The organism is Pantoea sp. 9140, from assembly GCF_000745295.1.
GTDB lineage: Bacteria > Pseudomonadota > Gammaproteobacteria > Enterobacterales > Enterobacteriaceae > Pantoea > Pantoea vagans.
In genome coordinates, this window is sequence record NZ_JQNO01000002.1 from 258,472 (window position 1) to 274,044 (window position 15,573).

Annotated in this window: 16 protein-coding genes; 6 read left to right on the forward strand and 10 right to left on the reverse strand. The window is 48.7% G+C overall.

What is annotated here, in order from left to right; all coding sequences use genetic code 11:
- Positions 1 to 9: 9 nt before the first annotated feature.
- On the reverse strand, positions 10 to 393 hold the full coding sequence (locus FA92_RS20525; RefSeq protein WP_033784966.1) for a helix-turn-helix domain-containing protein: 384 nt from the start codon (positions 391 to 393) through the stop codon (positions 10 to 12).
- A gap of 98 nt (positions 394 to 491) precedes the next feature.
- On the opposite strand from FA92_RS20525, the gene FA92_RS20530 reads away from it, so the two are divergent.
- A complete protein-coding gene (locus tag FA92_RS20530; RefSeq protein WP_013196099.1) occupies positions 492 to 1,220 on the forward strand; it encodes an SDR family oxidoreductase in 729 nt (242 codons plus the stop codon).
- 620 nt (positions 1,221 to 1,840) lie between these two features.
- Here the strand turns inward: FA92_RS20530 and FA92_RS20540 are convergent.
- The 5 genes from FA92_RS20540 to FA92_RS20560 all read right to left on the reverse strand — a co-directional run bounded on the left by FA92_RS20540 (position 1,841) and on the right by FA92_RS20560 (position 5,463).
- On the reverse strand, positions 1,841 to 2,227 hold the full coding sequence (locus tag FA92_RS20540; RefSeq protein WP_033784967.1) for a hypothetical protein: 387 nt from the start codon (positions 2,225 to 2,227) through the stop codon (positions 1,841 to 1,843).
- Positions 2,228 to 2,438: 211 nt separating this feature from the next.
- Complete coding sequence (locus tag FA92_RS23380) at positions 2,439 to 2,648, reverse strand: hypothetical protein (RefSeq protein ID WP_156105733.1); 210 nt, start codon at positions 2,646 to 2,648, stop codon at positions 2,439 to 2,441.
- A 273-nt stretch (positions 2,649 to 2,921) separates the two neighbouring features.
- Positions 2,922 to 3,398, reverse strand: a complete 477-nt coding sequence (locus FA92_RS20550) for a glutathione peroxidase (RefSeq protein WP_033784969.1) — start codon at positions 3,396 to 3,398, stop codon at positions 2,922 to 2,924.
- 168 nt (positions 3,399 to 3,566) lie between these two features.
- The gene (locus FA92_RS20555; RefSeq protein ID WP_033784970.1) at positions 3,567 to 4,589 is read right to left on the reverse strand and encodes an NADP-dependent oxidoreductase; all 1,023 of its coding nucleotides are present in this window, start codon (positions 4,587 to 4,589) and stop codon (positions 3,567 to 3,569) included.
- Between the two features lie 55 nt (positions 4,590 to 4,644).
- Positions 4,645 to 5,463 carry an oxidoreductase gene (locus tag FA92_RS20560; protein WP_033784971.1) on the reverse strand — a complete coding sequence of 273 codons (819 nt, stop codon included), beginning with the start codon at positions 5,461 to 5,463 and terminating at the stop codon, positions 4,645 to 4,647.
- Between the two features lie 134 nt (positions 5,464 to 5,597).
- Here FA92_RS20560 and FA92_RS20565 point away from each other — a divergent pair, with 134 nt between their 5' ends.
- Positions 5,598 to 6,146 carry a TetR/AcrR family transcriptional regulator gene (locus FA92_RS20565; RefSeq protein ID WP_033784972.1) on the forward strand — a complete coding sequence of 183 codons (549 nt, stop codon included), beginning with the start codon at positions 5,598 to 5,600 and terminating at the stop codon, positions 6,144 to 6,146.
- 178 nt (positions 6,147 to 6,324) lie between these two features.
- On the opposite strand, the gene FA92_RS20570 is transcribed toward FA92_RS20565, so the two are convergent.
- Together FA92_RS20570 and FA92_RS20575 are read right to left on the reverse strand one after the other, a co-directional pair.
- The gene (locus FA92_RS20570; RefSeq protein WP_013196107.1) at positions 6,325 to 7,125 is read right to left on the reverse strand and encodes an SDR family oxidoreductase; all 801 of its coding nucleotides are present in this window, start codon (positions 7,123 to 7,125) and stop codon (positions 6,325 to 6,327) included.
- A 155-nt stretch (positions 7,126 to 7,280) separates the two neighbouring features.
- Entirely contained in the window at positions 7,281 to 7,907 is a 627-nt protein-coding gene (locus FA92_RS20575; RefSeq protein ID WP_013196108.1) for a LysE family translocator, read from the reverse strand.
- 269 nt (positions 7,908 to 8,176) lie between these two features.
- Here FA92_RS20575 and FA92_RS20580 point away from each other — a divergent pair, with 269 nt between their 5' ends.
- The gene (locus FA92_RS20580) at positions 8,177 to 8,650 is read left to right on the forward strand and encodes an Lrp/AsnC family transcriptional regulator (protein ID WP_013196109.1); all 474 of its coding nucleotides are present in this window, start codon (positions 8,177 to 8,179) and stop codon (positions 8,648 to 8,650) included.
- A 197-nt stretch (positions 8,651 to 8,847) separates the two neighbouring features.
- The gene (locus tag FA92_RS20585) at positions 8,848 to 10,431 is read left to right on the forward strand and encodes a methyl-accepting chemotaxis protein (protein ID WP_033784973.1); all 1,584 of its coding nucleotides are present in this window, start codon (positions 8,848 to 8,850) and stop codon (positions 10,429 to 10,431) included.
- 80 nt (positions 10,432 to 10,511) lie between these two features.
- Here the strand turns inward: FA92_RS20585 and FA92_RS20590 are convergent, their stop codons facing one another.
- Entirely contained in the window at positions 10,512 to 10,982 is a 471-nt protein-coding gene (locus tag FA92_RS20590) for a DUF1203 domain-containing protein (protein ID WP_033784974.1), read from the reverse strand.
- 471 nt (positions 10,983 to 11,453) lie between these two features.
- Here FA92_RS20590 and FA92_RS20595 point away from each other — a divergent pair, with 471 nt between their 5' ends.
- Together FA92_RS20595 and FA92_RS20600 are read left to right on the forward strand one after the other, a co-directional pair.
- Entirely contained in the window at positions 11,454 to 12,794 is a 1,341-nt protein-coding gene (locus tag FA92_RS20595) for an MFS transporter (protein ID WP_033784975.1), read from the forward strand.
- 1,223 nt (positions 12,795 to 14,017) lie between these two features.
- A complete protein-coding gene (locus tag FA92_RS20600; protein WP_013196114.1) occupies positions 14,018 to 14,710 on the forward strand; it encodes a LuxR family transcriptional regulator in 693 nt (230 codons plus the stop codon).
- Positions 14,711 to 14,723: 13 nt separating this feature from the next.
- On the opposite strand, the gene FA92_RS20605 is transcribed toward FA92_RS20600, so the two are convergent.
- Entirely contained in the window at positions 14,724 to 15,362 is a 639-nt protein-coding gene (locus tag FA92_RS20605; RefSeq protein WP_033785168.1) for an acyl-homoserine-lactone synthase, read from the reverse strand.
- Positions 15,363 to 15,573: the final 211 nt, after the last annotated feature.

Genomic DNA, 15,573 nt, shown 5'->3' on the forward strand with positions numbered 1-15,573 from the left:
AGGCTAAGTTCATGCAGATTCTTCGTCATCCCGCCCTTCATCATAACCCGCCTGTGCCTGTTCCATGGCGCCTCCATGTTGCTTTGCCCAGTTCACCAGCGCGACAAAAGGCTCCTGCAATGTCCGGCCCAGCGGCGTAATCGCATATTCGACCGCCACTGGCGATGAAGCAATCACGCGGCGGCTCACCAGTCCGTTGCGTTCCAGCCGGCGTAATGCCTCTGTCAGAGATTTATGGGTGATGGGGTCTAGCCTGCGCTTGATGGCATTAAAACGCGAAGGCTGAGAGCACAATACGGTGAGGATTAAAACCGACCACTTATTCGCTACCTGTTCCAGGACAGGGCGGGTGCTGTTGATCTCGGCCAGTAGCTGAGTGATGTCAGTAGCCATGAGGTTTCCTTGAGGATATCTGGTGTACATCAGGTGCGTAATTGACACTAAATATAATAAATATACCATCAGGTGTCTAACCTCTATCCGGAGTCGCAATGATGAAACTGAGTGGAAAAGTCGCCCTTGTCACCGGGGGTAATAGCGGTATCGGCCTTGCTGTCGCTCGTCGTTTTGCAGAGGAAGGTGCACGCGTGTTTATCACCGGCCGGCGGGAAGCACAGCTGGCTGAGGCAGTCGCACTGATCGGCGGTCAGGTCGAGGCCATTCAGGGCGATATCACCCGCACAGACGACCTTGCGCGTCTGTTCGAAACCCTTGGCACCCAAGCGGGTCGCCTCGATATCCTCGTTAACTCTTCAGGTGTGTCTGAACCGGCCAGCCTGGAGGAAACCACGGAAGAACACATCGATCGCGCTTTTAATCTGAATGTGCGAGCCATGGTGCTGACGGTGCAGCATGCGGTGCGATTGATGGGTGAGGGCGGCAGTATCGTGCTGGTGGGTTCCGTTGCAGGCGCGATAGCGAATCCCGGTTATGGCAGCTATTCCGCCAGCAAGGCTGCGGTACGGTCTTATGCACGCACCTGGAATAGCGAGCTGGCACCGCGCGGCATCAGGGTTAATACGCTGAGTCCTGGTCCTACCAACACGCCGATGTTTGACCGGGCCAGCGATGAAGTCAGGCAGACGCTGACCGCCCGGATCCCGGCAAAGCGGCTGGGACACCCTGAGGAAGTAGCGGCTGCGGCACTGTTTCTGGCTTCAGATGAAAGCAGCTATATCAGTGGCACCGAGCTGGTCATTGATGGCGGGATGATTGCTTAGGAGATTTTCGTCGAGTGATGGGGGATGGCTTAATGGCATGGCAGGGAGGGTTTGGACTCATTAAGACGCTCCCCCGATAAGAATGTGTCTAAGACTGATATTTATACCCTTAGATTTGTTCTGGCCCATCTTTACTGTTCAGAGTCAAAAGTCAGTCCGCAGCGTAAAATCATATTGCGTCAGTTTATTATTTCTGCAGGTTTTTCACTTTCGGGAGACCAGTAACCCCCACTGCCATGATAGGTTTCAGCTCCCAGCACGAACGTGGTTCCGCAATGATTACAGGCGAAATGGTAATCAACGATATCCCCCCAAATCATCTGTTCAGCACATTCTGTAAAGGTAAACTGATTCCAGTTAATGGTGGTTGTAACTTCGGAAATTATCTCCTCTTTAAGCGCGTTATGTGCAATACGTATAGCCCGGCTCAACTGGCGAGGTTCTCGAATAATGTATTTAACACAGAGATCCTGACAGTACTTACAACTCATTCTGTGAAACCTCCTTTTTACCTGAATGTTCAGGTGAAGCGCTATCGCCGGGCGCTGACTATCTCTTCTGAAGAGGCAGTCGCTATCTCTTCGGAAAACTATAAATGTGTTCTATGCAATGATGTGTATTCATTGTGAAGCAGAACGTCGGTCCATAATCTCTTTCACGTAATGCTCAATACCAATGTGATGTTCACGGTTTATTGCAGAAATAAATGTCTGAAGGAAATCTGATGCTGAGTGAAGTGTATTTACAATCAGTTTATCGAAGTCTTTCTGGGTAAATCGGTCATAACCTTTTAGCGTCGAGCGCTGAAGCAAGGTATGCGCAGTAATTTCGAGAACCGCGCGTCTGTAATCATCGGAAAGCAGAATATCAAGATCGTCCCGGCTGATCTCAAAGTCAAAGTTATAGCTTATAAAACCAGAATCGACAGGCAGTAAGTAGGTCAGCTTCCCATCCTCCCGTGTCACATGAGGCTCATATGCCTCACCCATGAGGTGTACTGACTGCATATTTATCTCCTTTATTTTACTGGCGCTGGTTATTGCTAAAACGATTTCAATAAATTGAAATCACTAATCAGACAGATTGAAGAGGGTTATTAATCCCTGATGACTGCATGAATATCTCAGCCTTCCCTGACAGTTAGCGAACCCGTTCCCCATAACAGCATGACTGACTTTGACGACTAAGCGCTGCTTATCCCCGGACTTCCGTACTGGCCTACGCGACCACCCAGACCACCAGACCCGCCAGGGCCCGCGTTTCCGCCGTTTCCGCCTTTCCCACCTGGTGAGTTGTCGGACGATCCGCCGTTACCACCATTTCCTCCGTTAGCATCCCTGTTCGTATTTTTATAGTGCTTATGGTGATGGTGTTGAGTGCCGGGTTCTGCACCAGCACCGTCGCCACCATTCCCGCCACGGCCTCCATTTGAAGCTCCATTGCCGCCGTTGCCGCCATTCAGACAATCGGTGCCAGAAACGCCATTCCTGCCATTCTGACCATCAGGGGAACCGCTTTGACCATCCAGACCATTCTGGCTTTCGCAGGCAGTGAGTTGCGGAGTGAGTAGGATCTGAGTATTCGCTGATACCGGCAGGCAAAATATCCCGAGCGAGAAGGAGACGAGGGATAATAAATGTCGGAGCCTGAACATTGTTAATTCATCCTCCTGGTTGATGGTCACCCGCCACAGCCATGCCCTCAAAGGGCAGCAAGAATGGCGGCTTCCATTTTCTCCGGCGTGGTGGTTGGGGCAAATCGTTTAATCGGTTTACCGTCGCGCCCGATCAGAAACTTAGTGAAATTCCACTTAATACGACCACCCAAAACGCCGGGTAATTCATCTTTCAGGTAATGAAAAATCGGGTGCGTTGAGGTGCCATTGACATTCACTTTGCCAAACATCGGAAAACTTACCCCGTAGTTAATGTGGCATGTCTGCGCAATTTCGTCGGCTCCGCCAGGTTCCTGATTCCCAAACTGATTGCAGGGAAAACCCAGTACCACCAGCCCCTGATCGGCATATTTTTTGTAGAGGGTTTCAAGGCCGGCGTATTGTGGCGTGAATCCACAGTGACTGGCGGTGTTAACGACCAGCACGATCTTGCCAGCGAAGTCGGACATCGGTACAGGCTGGCCGTTCAGGCTGGTGGCTGTGAGTTTATAAAAGGCAGACATGTTGTAATCCTCAGTGCGGAAACTGGTTTACGCCAACATTAGCACAGAGCACATGAGGAAAGTGGAACATGGAGAGCAGGTACTGAGTGAGAAGGCCCGGCATCCGGATTTCAGACGTTATCGCCAGGCGCTGATGATTATTTCCATTTCTGATGTAAATCCTGGTTGTTATTCATGATGAATTTTAACCACGACCTTACCCTTTGCATGTCCCTGTTGAAGCCAGTTAAGAGCATCCTGAGTTTCTGCAAAAGGGAACACACGGTCGATCACTGGCCTGATTTTTCCAGCTTCAATTAAATTGCTCATCTGCCCCAGCTGGTTGCCATCAGGACGAACAAAAAGAAAGGAATAATCCAGACCGCGCTTTTTTGACAGTCGCAAAATCCTGCGGCTCATCAGGCCAAATATCATCCGCAGAACGATATTGAGTTGTCTGGTACGCGCAAAATTAACGTCTAAAGGCCCTATCAGAGAGACTATTTTTCCGCCTGGCTTGAGGATGTTCATAGATTTCTCAATCGAATCACCCCGAAGCGTGCCGAGGACAAGATCAAAGCCACTCAGCACGTTTTCGAATTCCTGCTTTTTATAGTCAACGACTTGATCTGCGCCCAGCTGACTGACCCACTCCACATTAGCTGAACTGGTCGTCGTCGCGACCTTTGCGCCAAGATATTTCGCCAGCTGAATCGCAAAGCTGCCAATTCCTCCCGAACCTGCCGGAATGAACACCTTCTGCCCTGGCCGCAGACGGGCTCTCTCTGTGAAAGCCTGACAGGCGGTGAGGCTGACCATCGGGAGCGAAGCAGCCTGAACGAAATCCAGATTTTCAGGTTTGATGGCCGCGAGACTTTCAGGGACCAGGGCAAACTCGGCCAGTGAGCCGTTGCCCCTGTCGAAAATGCTGGCGAACACTTCATCACCCGGACTAAAACGCGTTACCTGACTTCCTGTTGCAATAACCACACCCGCCAGATCACTGCCCAGAGTCGCTGGAAGTTTAAAATGTAAAACCGGTTTGAATATTCCCGTAGGGATCATGTTGTCTATGGGATTCAGACCCACAGCATAAACTTTCACCAGGATTTCATTGGGACCGGGGCTAGGGTAATCCACATTATCAAATCCCAGCTCAGGTGATTTTCCGTAGCGTTTAAACGTAAAGGCTTTCATCATGCTGGTTTTCATTTATTCATCCTCTCCAATAACACCCAGACCGTAGCCCGTTCCGAAAATTTCATTTTCAGATTCTCGTATCGAGCTGAAGGCTGTTCCGCACGACCTTATCCAGCAGGGTTGCAGGCGCAAAGCGGAGGACGAAATTCAGTTTTGCTGCGAGCGTTCCCGCCGTGTAGCGTATTTTTGGCCGTGAGGACTGGGCCGCTTTAAGCACCACCGCAGCCACGACCTCCGGACTTTCCGCTTCAGCCATTGCCTTACCGACCACTTTCTTCAACTTAGCCCGGATGAGTTCATACTCTTCAAGCTTCGCATCCGGTTCGATATTGTGGACTTCAAACTGCGTTTTTATGTATGCCGGCTCAATGACAGAAACCCTGATGCCCTGGGTGCGTAGTTCATGATCAAGTGCGCCTGTATACCCCTCGACCGCATGTTTACTGGCCGCATAGAGTGCGACATAGGGCAGTGGCACGATCCCCAGAATGGAACCGATATTGATGATGCGCCCGCTGCCCTGGCGACGCATGTAAGGCAGTACGGCGCGTGTCAGCCTGACGATACCCATGAAGTTTGTGTCGAAGATATGCTGCGCCTGTTCGACAGAACTCTCTTCCGCCGCTGCCGGAGCGACGCCAAAGCCTGCGTTGTTCACCAGCAGGTCTATTCGACCCTCAAGCTGCATCAATTCGTAAATAGCACCCTCTACCGAAACGTCGTCAGTCACATCAAGAGTGAGTAATGGAAAGGGCTGTTTACTCGCCTGTTCGCCACGACGGCTGGTGCCATACACTTTATAACCCGCTGCTAAAAGTTTGTTCGCAGAGGCTTCACCAATGCCAGAAGAGGCGCCGGTCACCAGTGCTACACGTTTTTGGCTCATTCTGAGTATGCTCTTGTAATAGGGTTTGGAGGAATAACTGATTTAATGATGATGATCATAATCATTAAAGTCAACTTGTTTGATTATGATCATCATCAATGTATGCTTGGGTTCTGTTTCAGGAGGAAAAAAACATGAAAGTGTCTAAAGAGCAGGTTCGCGAAAACCGGTTGCGGATCGTTGAAACGGCGTCAGAGCTTTTTCGTGAGCGTGGTTACGATGGGGTAGGCGTCGCTGAACTGATGTCAGCCGCCGGGTTAACACATGGCGGTTTTTACAAGCATTTTGGGTCGAAAGCGGATTTGTTAGCTGAAGCGATGAGTTGTGGTTTCACGCAGTCGGCAGAAAAAACCGAAGGGGTAAGTCGGGAAGCGTTTATTGAGTACTACCTTTCCCGTCAGCATCGCGATGACATGGGAAAGGGGTGCGTGATGTCGGCTCTGGGCACCGATGCAGCCCGGCAGTCTGAATCAATCCGCGAGACATTTGCGGCCGGGATTGAACGACAGATTGCCATCCTGAAATCCCAAAATGTCACGCGGGCAGAGCTGATAAATACCATTGCGCAGCTTGTTGGTGCATTGATGCTTTCGCGAGCCTGTCCGGATGGTTCCGGACTCGCTGATGAGATTCTGGAGGTCTGCCGGGCGCGTTTGCTCCGTCCTGATGCCAGTGGGATTTGAGCGGTGCTTTTCCGTTTAACTGGAACGAAGCCAATGTGACACAGGCTAGACTGCCCAGCCTGCTGGCGTCTCATTTGCGGCAGCGGGAGCGCGTAATCCGGACTTCCCGTTCCGGATAGAGGTTCCACCAACAGGTTTCCAATCAGTCGATCACCCACCTGGTACAGTGACTTATGACTCAGCCATTATCGCGGAATCCGGGATAAAGACTCATTCCGCCATCAATAAACAGTGTGGTGCCGTGAACATAGTCGGAAAGGTCACTGGCCAGCCAGACCACCGCATTCGCCACATCTTCCGCCGCACCGATACGTCCGTAAGGGATGAGTTTTAACAGCGCTTTGCCCGCTTCGCCCTGAGTGGTTTCTTCGTTAATAGCGGTTGCGATAGCGCCAGGTGCGACTGAGTTTACGCGTATACGGTCTTCACCCACTTCCTGTGCCAGGCTTTTCATCAGTAAATCAACCCCGCCTTTTGAGGCAGCGTAGTTAACATGTCCGGCCCAGGGAATGAGCTGATGCACCGAGCTCATGTGAATGATCTTACCTACAGCCCGGCTGATCTCCGGGCGGTGCGCCTGGTCACGAAACTGACGCAGCGCAGCCCGAGCGCAAAGGAACTGTCCGGTGAGATTCACATCCAGGACGGTATTCCAGTCTGCAAGCGACATCTCAATGGAAGGCGCATCTTTCTGCAGCCCTGAGTTCGCCACCAGAATATCCAGCCTGCCAAATTCAGCAATCGTCTGAGCAAAGAGATTTTCTACGTCAGCTTCCTTTGAGACATCACCCTTTACCGCAATGGCGCGTCCACCGTCTGCACGGATTTTGTCAACCAGTTCTTCGGCAGGTTCCGCCTGGCTGTGGTAGTTAACCACCACACCGGCACCAGCTTTGGCGAGTGCTTCTGCACAGGCATAGCCGAGACCTGAGCTGGCGCCGGTAACCAGCGCAACCTGATTTTCGAGTGATAAGATCATGAGGCTTCCTTAATTCTGTTAATGATGAGCGTCTTAACATGGACGAGTGCATAGGCCTGAGTCACTGAATTATAGATGCGAAGTGCAGGGTTGCCTGTGGTTTCGCCTGACATGCAGGGTCGGAAGGAGTTGATCCATAACAGCCGGTAATGAACTTAAAGCGTCTTTACCACCATCCCAGCCGCAGCCAGCATCATAATGGCTCCGGCTGACCGGAAAACGAGTCTCTGCGCTTTTGCACTGGTCAGAAGATGACGAATTCTGAGCGCGGCCAGAATAAAAACCGCACCAACACTTAACAGCACGAACACGGTAAGTGGAACCAGAATTCCTCCCCAAATCTGTAGCGAGACATTATCCAGAGAGATAACCAGAGGCAGTATCGCCAGATAGAAAGCGATGGTTTTAGGGTTGCCAAGCGTGATGGTCAGCCCTGAAAACCAGGCTGACGCCAGTTCTCGTTTTGTCGCTTTCTGGTCAATATTTATTGCCCGAGGCTGATGGCACCAGAATTGCCATGCAAGCATAAATAAATAGAGTGAGGCAGCCCAGTTAATCATCGTGAAGACGGCGGTATAGCTATGAGACATCACTGCCAGGCCAAACACCGCAACAGATAAATAAATTAAATCCCCGAGAATAAGGCCAGCCAGCATGGTAAAGCCAGCTACCGCACCACCACTCACGCTGCGAGCGACTAATGCGGTCATTCCCGGCCCCGGAATTGCGGCGGCTAAACCGAGTGCAGTCATATAAGATATTATCAGAGCAATATCTGACATAATTCTTCCTTTCATAATATTATTTGAAGAGAGAGGAGGTTTAATAATTTAAAAAAATGGTCTGTCCGTGATTTATTTAAAATAAGATCACGACATACACTCAATCTGAATTAAGTTTTCCACTTTTGCTATTCGTAATAACACGTTGAAAAAGTAAATATATTATGTCGCAATAAGCGGGAAAATTGTTACCTATATCATTTACTCAATACTGATTTTGAGGTAATAATTACCCTTTATCAGTGCTATAACGAAAGGAATTTCCGACTATGACCCTAAGTCCGACAGATATGAAAATCCTCGAGATTTTACAGGACGATGCTCGCGTCACTAACCAGGTTCTGGCAGAAAAGATAAACCTCTCAGCTTCTCCCTGCTGGCGCAAAGTGCGCAGGCTTGAGGAAGAAGAAGTGATTCAGGGCTATCGTGCTGTTCTTGACCGCAAGAAAATCGGTCTGGGCGTGATGGTTTTCATTCGGGTCGTCATTGACAGTCATAGTGAGGCCGAGGCCAGAAAGTTCGAAGAAGAAGTGACTGCGCTGGAGGACGTGGTGGCCTGCTATAGCATCGGTGGAGATGCCGACTTTCTGCTACAGGTTGTAGCATCGGATCTGGACTCCTATGCTGATTTCGCAATGTCAGTGGTACGCAGATTGCCAGGCATTAAAGAAATGCAGAGCATGTTTGTGCTTAAAGAGATCAAACCCCTCGTTTCTTATCCTATTAAGAAAATCGCTGAGTAGACTAACGCCGCCGGGACAGCCCGCGACAGAATTTTTAGTTAATAGTCCAGATGTCAGTTACATCAGCATTAGAAGAATTTTACTGCATAAAAAAAGCCCTCAGGACTTGCTCAGCCATAAAGTCCATGCTTTACCGCGTCGATAATTGTTGTACCGGGATCTGCCGGGGCATTGATTGTTTTCACCACGGAAAAAATATGAAACTTAATCATTTTACGATAGGGCAAAGACTCAGTGTGATGGCCGCCATCCTGCTACTGGCGACCCTGCTTGTCGGTTTGCGAGGCATTACCCTGAATACTCAGGCTTTGCAGAAAAATACCGACATCATGGCAAGCGAAACGCGTGTCGCGGAGAGCATTGATACTGCACGTAATGCACAGGTTCAGTTTAAAATTCAGGTACAGGAGTGGAAAAACACCCTGTTACGCGGCACACAAGGCATGCGTGTTTTCGAAAAATACAAAGCGGCCTTCCTGGCGCAGAGTGATAAAACTCAGGCGCTACTCCATCAATTGCTGATACTGCAACCCGAACTGGGGATGGATACGACCCAGGTGAAACAGACGATCGAGCTACACGCTCAGCTCAGACAAAAATACCTGGTTGCGTTGCAAAACTACGACATCCAAAACCTCGCCAGCGCCCAGCTGGTTGATGGTCAGGTCAATGGCATCGATCGTGAGCCGACCAAAATGATTGATGACGTGGTTCATCGTACGCTGGCACATGCTCAGAAGCTCAATGAACAGATGACGGCGCAAAATCTCGCCCAGTATCAGGAAACCCGCATGACCTTATGGATCGCGATGGCGGGTATTTTGCTTTCCGGCGTATTAATCACTGCCTGGTTAATCCGCAGCATTACCCATCCATTGCGCGAAGCTGTCAACATTGCGCGCACAGTGGCTTCAGGCGATCTGCAGACCGTGATTCGCCCCAGCGGACGCGACGAAACCGCAGAGCTGATGACGGCGTTGCGAGAAATGAATATCAGCCTGACTTCCATCGTCTCTGGCGTTCGCACCGGCACGGAGAACATCGCCTCAGCCTCTGTTCAGATTGCCCAGGGCAGCCAGGAACTCTCCTCGCGTAATGAAGCGCAGGCAGGCGCGCTTGAAGAAACTGCAGCCTCCATGGAGGAACTGACTTCGGTGGTGAAAAATAACGCGCAGAACGCCTCTCATGCCAGCAGCATTGCACATGATGCCCGCTCCATTGCGGGTCAGGGCGGCAACGTGGTGGAAAAAGTCGTCCACACCATGAGCGAAATCCAGCAGTTCTCAAACGAAATTAACCAGATCATTACAGTCATTGATGGTATCGCTTTCCAGACCAATATTCTGGCCCTGAATGCTGCGGTCGAAGCGGCGCGTGCGGGTGCCGAAGGTCGTGGTTTTGCAGTAGTCGCGGCGGAAGTCCGTGCTCTGGCACAGCGCTCAGCAAAAGCGGCGAAAGATGTGCGTATTCTGATCGAACGTTCTGTGAATTCAATCGGGCAGGGCAACGAACTGGTTCAACATGCCGGTACGACAATGGAAGAGATTATTTTACGCATTCATCAGGTCAGTGAGCTGATTGAAAACGTTTCGTCGGCCAGTAACGAGCAAAGTGTCGGTATCGATCAGGTTAATCTGGCGGTCACCCATATGGACGCAGCCACGCAGCAAAACGCCGCGCTTTCTCAGCAGTCCACTGCTGCGGCGCAGGCTTTACAAGCGCAGGCTGAAATGCTGCTTGCCAGCGTAAGCGTGTTTAAAATTAATCCTGCACGTGCTTAATCTTTGATGTCAGGGCAGGGTACTTCACGATATCTTGCCCTGACATTTTTCAGCGTAGATTGAAGCCCGGTTCTGAACATTCATTCACAACGCTCAGCGCAACAGGAATAGCATCCCCGTTTCGCATTATGTATCTGAACATAACTCACCTGCGGATCGGCAAATAATCGACTCAGTAGATCTCCAGCAAATTCCCCCTCAGCTATATCTGCCTCTATTAAAAAGTGTTTTTCATCATAAGCACGTAATGACAGCACTCTGCTGTGCAGGACTTCAGGTAATTCATTGTGGTAAATGCCTTGTTGGGTGCATCCCTCCCAGACATAAATCGCATGCGTGCCAAAATAGGGTGTGTCTGCAGCCTGATAAATATGATTGATCAGAAGGGCGGTTTCACCTGCAGGAATATCACACAATGAGATTCTGTCGGGATAACCAGGATAGCACTCCACCTTTTGACGTATTGCGTTGTGTTCTTTCAGATAGCTATCGCTCTGTCCAAAAAGATGAGTAAATGGCCCGGCATCCAGACCTGAGATTTTAAAATTCATGATATCGCCTGTCGTTTTCAGCAGTGAAGAATGACGTTATCGGATATCGTTTGGTGAGACTCGCCATTTTCGGTCAGGGATTTTTGGGAACGAGACTGTTATGGCGTTGCACTGGATGTGTTCCCCCTTCAGCCAGCTTTGACAGCCTCACTCATGACAAACTTTTACGGATGTTAATACCTTTCCATCCGCGATAAGCCGTCAAATTGCCTTCACCTTTCTGCCCATCGCGCATCTCTGGTAACTTGTAAAAAATTCCCTGAACGCTACCCCGCTAACGACATATCCGTCACATAAAACAAAACTGCCATGTACTTTTTTGTGACAAATAACACAACCTCATTACATCCTCAGGCAGGGGCAAGATTTTATCATGATAATGGTTTTACTCAGTACATTACTGTTTTACAGAGTACAACAAGCCGCTTTCTCCACTGCCCTTAAGCCGATGACAAAATTGTGAGGATCATCATGTCTGAAAAACAGCACATCACGACATTCTCTGCTGATATTGAGCAGCAGACCGTTAAGAAGGTGGTCTGGCGCATTTTGCCCTTTCTGATTGTCTGTTATCTGATTGCCATCATCGATCGCGGCAACATCGGAATGGCTTCGTTACAGATGAACGAAGATTTAGGGTTGTCGAAAGCCGTATTTGGTTTTGCAAGCAGCCTGTTTTTCGTGGGTTACTTCCTGTTTGAAGTTCCCAGTAACCTCGCCATGCAGAAAATTGGGGCAAAGATCTGGATCTCTCGCATCATGGTGTCGTGGGGCATTATTTCGGTCTGCACTGCTTTTGTTGAAAGTGCCAATACGCTCTACGTATTGCGCTTTTTACTGGGTGCAGCTGAAGCAGGATTTTTCCCTGGCGTAATTCTTTATCTGACGTACTGGATCCCGGGCAAGTACCGTGCGCGTGTGATTGCAACATTCATGGTGGCAATCCCGGCGGCAAACTTTATAGGATCGCCTATCTCCGGTCTGATTTTGTCGCTCGACGGCTGGTTAGGCATGCGCGGCTGGCACTGGTTATTCATCCTGGAAGGTATTCCGGCGGTGATTCTGGGGATTGCCGCTTTCTTCTTACTCAGTAATCGTCCGACCGATGCCAGCTGGCTAAATCAGGAACAAAAAGCGTGGCTGAGCACGACTATTCAGGCAGAAAACGAGAAGAAAAAAGCGATTGGTCATATCTCGCTATGGCAGTTACTGCGTCATAAGCATATCTGGGTGATGGCACTGATTTATGCGGGGGCTTCTGCGGCGGGATCAACTCTGAGCGTCTGGTCTCCGCAACTGCTGAAATCGTTCGGGCTGGATAACTTCACAACCGGTTTAGTCAATGCGATTCCTTACGGTCTGGCATCCATTCTGATGATTGTATGGGGCAGAAGTTCTGACCGGAGCGGCGAGCGTCGCTGGCATACCGCGTTAACGCTGTTCCTGATTGCAGGTGGTCTGCTCTCCGCCTTTATCACCAACAGCCTGACCGGCAGTGTTGTCATCCTGTCACTGGTATTAATGGGTGCCTACTCAATGAAAGGACCTTTCTGGGCGCTGGCGTCGGGATGGATGTCTTCCACTACCGCTGCTGCGGGTCTGGCTGCTATCGGTGCGATGGCGAACCTGATTGGCGGAGGGTTAATGGTCAACGTTTACGGCATCATTAATCAGGCGACCGGCAGCCATACGCTGGCAATGATGCCACTGGCTATTCTCTGCGGCATCGGCGGTATTGCGGTGCTGGTTATGGGGCGCAAAAAAGAGTTAAACATCGAAGTTGACACTCACGCTTCGCCAGTCAGTAAATAACGTAGCATCACCTGCAGATGCTGAGCATTGCGTCTGCAGGTGAGTCCTTTCAGCTTTTACTGCCACAAGAACACTGTTTTAACTGCCAGAAAACTCAAGGCACATCCTGTGAACGTTCTTCCAAAGATATTAAGTCGTCGATAGACTCATTCAGCAGATACCAGATTAGGTTTTGTGTTTCAGGTTCTAACTTTAAATAGTGATTTGACCCTACAAGTGAATTTAAATCCTCGCACATTAAAGTGATTGCTCAAAGCCTGCATCAGGCTGGAGCGAAGAAACAATTCCCTGTGGGCTGAAGCGTTAATATTATTGCCCTCAGAAAGTAGATATATCTGATGGAGCGATTTATATAATTCTTGTTTTACAAAGTTGGTGAGGGTTAATAAGAAAGTTCAGCAGTTGCTCAGGATCAGAAAAACAGGATGCAATCCAGGAAGCACTTCGTTTAAAAGGCGTGTGTCAGGCGTCAATACCTGCTGGAAAATCCATGATCCTAATCCCCGCCTGTTGAAGACAGAGCCATATCCGAACATAAGAGAACCGGTCTGATACAACGCACTGAAAAAACTCATTTTATCAGTCTGGCAGAATAACACGCCTGCTTAGTCATGTTCGCCACAATCTGGCATAACAAAACCACAATTTTAATGGCTCTGTTCATCCAGACCAGCCGGGCGCTGGTTAATATGCGGGCTATAGGTATTAACGTCCAAAAACATGTATACAAGCTATGAAACAGATCAACACAGCGTCTGCTGTCTTCAACTGACATTAACAGGCGTTTCCTCACTACAGGGAATGCCTGAAACCAGGGATTGAATGATAATGCATAAAGCAATGATGTATATGCGCAAAACAAGTGCTGATTATCAAGCGGTTACGGTTCTTATAATCTATTGCCTGTGCACTATCTTGTGACATTTCCTTACCAGGGATTTGTCAGGAAAGTTGCTGTTGTCGCTTCAGACAGGCCTGCATTATCCCGAACTCTCAACACTTATTCGGCTATTCCCATCGATCAGGGTGTTCTGTCAACGTCTCGATAACCGTCAGCAATCCCATGAACCCATCCTGTCCTCACTGTCTTAAGGCAGAAATGAGTGGAATATTGCTGTATGATGTCGTCACTTCGATAAGTGAGTTGGGTAAACATACGATTCAATGTCGTTTATGAACCCGATTATACTTGTAAGCCACTAAACCTGAAGGTAGCAACTGACGTGAAGGATACCTACTACAACGACCAAAAGATAAATTCGTTAATCAAGGATGAACTGGATGCGTTCTTTGAGGATTACCAGGGTGTTATCTATGCATACGCTATTATGAATAAAAAAGACCCTTCGCAGATGCAAATTATTAACAACAACCCGGCGTGGTTTGATGTTTACCTTGAAAGGAAATATCAGTTTATCGATCCCGTCATTATCCGTGGTTTGCGCTGCGTTGAAGACTACTTTTGGGAGAATGAAGTTATTTTGTCAGAAGGTTACAACCTCACCAGGATTTTCAACGAAAGTTTTCAATATAACATTTATCGGGGACAGACATTTCCTCTGCATGACTACCTGAATAATCTGGTTGTGTTATCTGTTATTGGGAAAAAGGAATTTGATTTTGATATTGATAAACATCGTGCAAAATTCATGAGTTTCCTTATTCATCTGCATCAGAAGACGCTCAATCTGTATAGTCAACATCAGCAGAAAAAGAATGCCTTTTTATCACCGCGTGAGCGACAGATTCTTAAGTGGGTCAGCGACGGCAAAACATATGCTGAGATTGCTATTATTTTATCTATTGCGGAGCGTACGGTAAAATTCCATATGGGTAATGTAATGAAAAAACTCGGTGTTAATAACGCAAGACACGCGATAAAACTTGGCGCAGAACTCCGCTTACTGGAAAACTGAGCCAGATACTCATTCAAAGATGGCGTAAGTGCTGTAGCTTTTCACGAAGCCAGTCAGAGTGTTTGTCCTTGATGATGATATCCTCAATGACGTTACTGTTAGCAGGCATAAAAATGTAGTAGATATCTTCTCCCTTTTCGGAGAACCCTTTTTGAATTACCTCTGTTTTCCAGTTGGCGTGACGGAATATGGCATACATGCCGCGACTGACCACTGCGTACATCCCTGTATATTTCTTCTTCATGCAAAAAATAATCATTGCAAGAAATAATGCTTTACTGGCGGGTAAACCATCCAGTTTTGCAGCGTCACGTCGTTCCTTGTCTAAAAACAGGCGAGTAATTTCACAGCAGGGCATATCGGTAGGGAGACGACACACTGCTGAAAAGTACTTATGGAAAATTTCGCTCATCATCGTCGGCTGGGTCGAGTCTATGAATCGTGCACCGCATAGCAACTGTCCGTCGTGCACACCCAGTAAGTAAGTGGTGTTTTTATTGTCAAAAAAGTCCTTTTCCATGCCGTCAATGCATTCGACTTCCCAGTCGAGTCGATCCCGAAATGTTTTTCTTCTGAGCCGGTATAACTCATTCGCTTCTTCAACCGATAGTTGATCATAATCACGCAAAAAAAAATCAATAGCAGAACTCATTAACTCGCCCTCAATAATCACATGATGAAACTATTGCCCCTGCCCTTTAGGACAGCTTTTATTATATCGTACAGGTCTTATAATAAAAATGTGCCTGACCACTAAGCACTTTCATTGCCCGGCGGTCAGGTTATCAAAGACCAATGCAACACCAGGGAAAACCAGACGAGATTATGTAATATTCAAAGTCTCGCGTACAGAGTGCAAAAAG

Bases quoted from the DNA above. Each gene is read 5' to 3' on its own strand.
- FA92_RS20525 (WP_033784966.1), bottom strand. From the start codon at position 393: ATGGCTACTGACATCACTCAGCTACTGGCCGAGATCAACAGCACCCGC.
- FA92_RS20530 (WP_013196099.1), top strand. From the start codon at position 492: ATGATGAAACTGAGTGGAAAAGTCGCCCTTGTCACCGGGGGTAATAGC.
- FA92_RS20540 (WP_033784967.1), bottom strand. From the start codon at position 2,227: ATGCAGTCAGTACACCTCATGGGTGAGGCATATGAGCCTCATGTGACA.
- FA92_RS23380 (WP_156105733.1), bottom strand. From the start codon at position 2,648: ATGGAGGCCGTGGCGGGAATGGTGGCGACGGTGCTGGTGCAGAACCCG.
- FA92_RS20550 (WP_033784969.1), bottom strand. From the start codon at position 3,398: ATGTCTGCCTTTTATAAACTCACAGCCACCAGCCTGAACGGCCAGCCT.
- FA92_RS20555 (WP_033784970.1), bottom strand. From the start codon at position 4,589: ATGAAAACCAGCATGATGAAAGCCTTTACGTTTAAACGCTACGGAAAA.
- FA92_RS20560 (WP_033784971.1), bottom strand. From the start codon at position 5,463: ATGAGCCAAAAACGTGTAGCACTGGTGACCGGCGCCTCTTCTGGCATT.
- FA92_RS20565 (WP_033784972.1), top strand. From the start codon at position 5,598: ATGAAAGTGTCTAAAGAGCAGGTTCGCGAAAACCGGTTGCGGATCGTT.
- FA92_RS20570 (WP_013196107.1), bottom strand. From the start codon at position 7,125: ATGATCTTATCACTCGAAAATCAGGTTGCGCTGGTTACCGGCGCCAGC.
- FA92_RS20575 (WP_013196108.1), bottom strand. From the start codon at position 7,907: ATGTCAGATATTGCTCTGATAATATCTTATATGACTGCACTCGGTTTA.
- FA92_RS20580 (WP_013196109.1), top strand. From the start codon at position 8,177: ATGACCCTAAGTCCGACAGATATGAAAATCCTCGAGATTTTACAGGAC.
- FA92_RS20585 (WP_033784973.1), top strand. From the start codon at position 8,848: ATGAAACTTAATCATTTTACGATAGGGCAAAGACTCAGTGTGATGGCC.
- FA92_RS20590 (WP_033784974.1), bottom strand. From the start codon at position 10,982: ATGAATTTTAAAATCTCAGGTCTGGATGCCGGGCCATTTACTCATCTT.
- FA92_RS20595 (WP_033784975.1), top strand. From the start codon at position 11,454: ATGTCTGAAAAACAGCACATCACGACATTCTCTGCTGATATTGAGCAG.
- FA92_RS20605 (WP_033785168.1), bottom strand. From the start codon at position 15,362: ATGAGTTCTGCTATTGATTTTTTTTTGCGTGATTATGATCAACTATCG.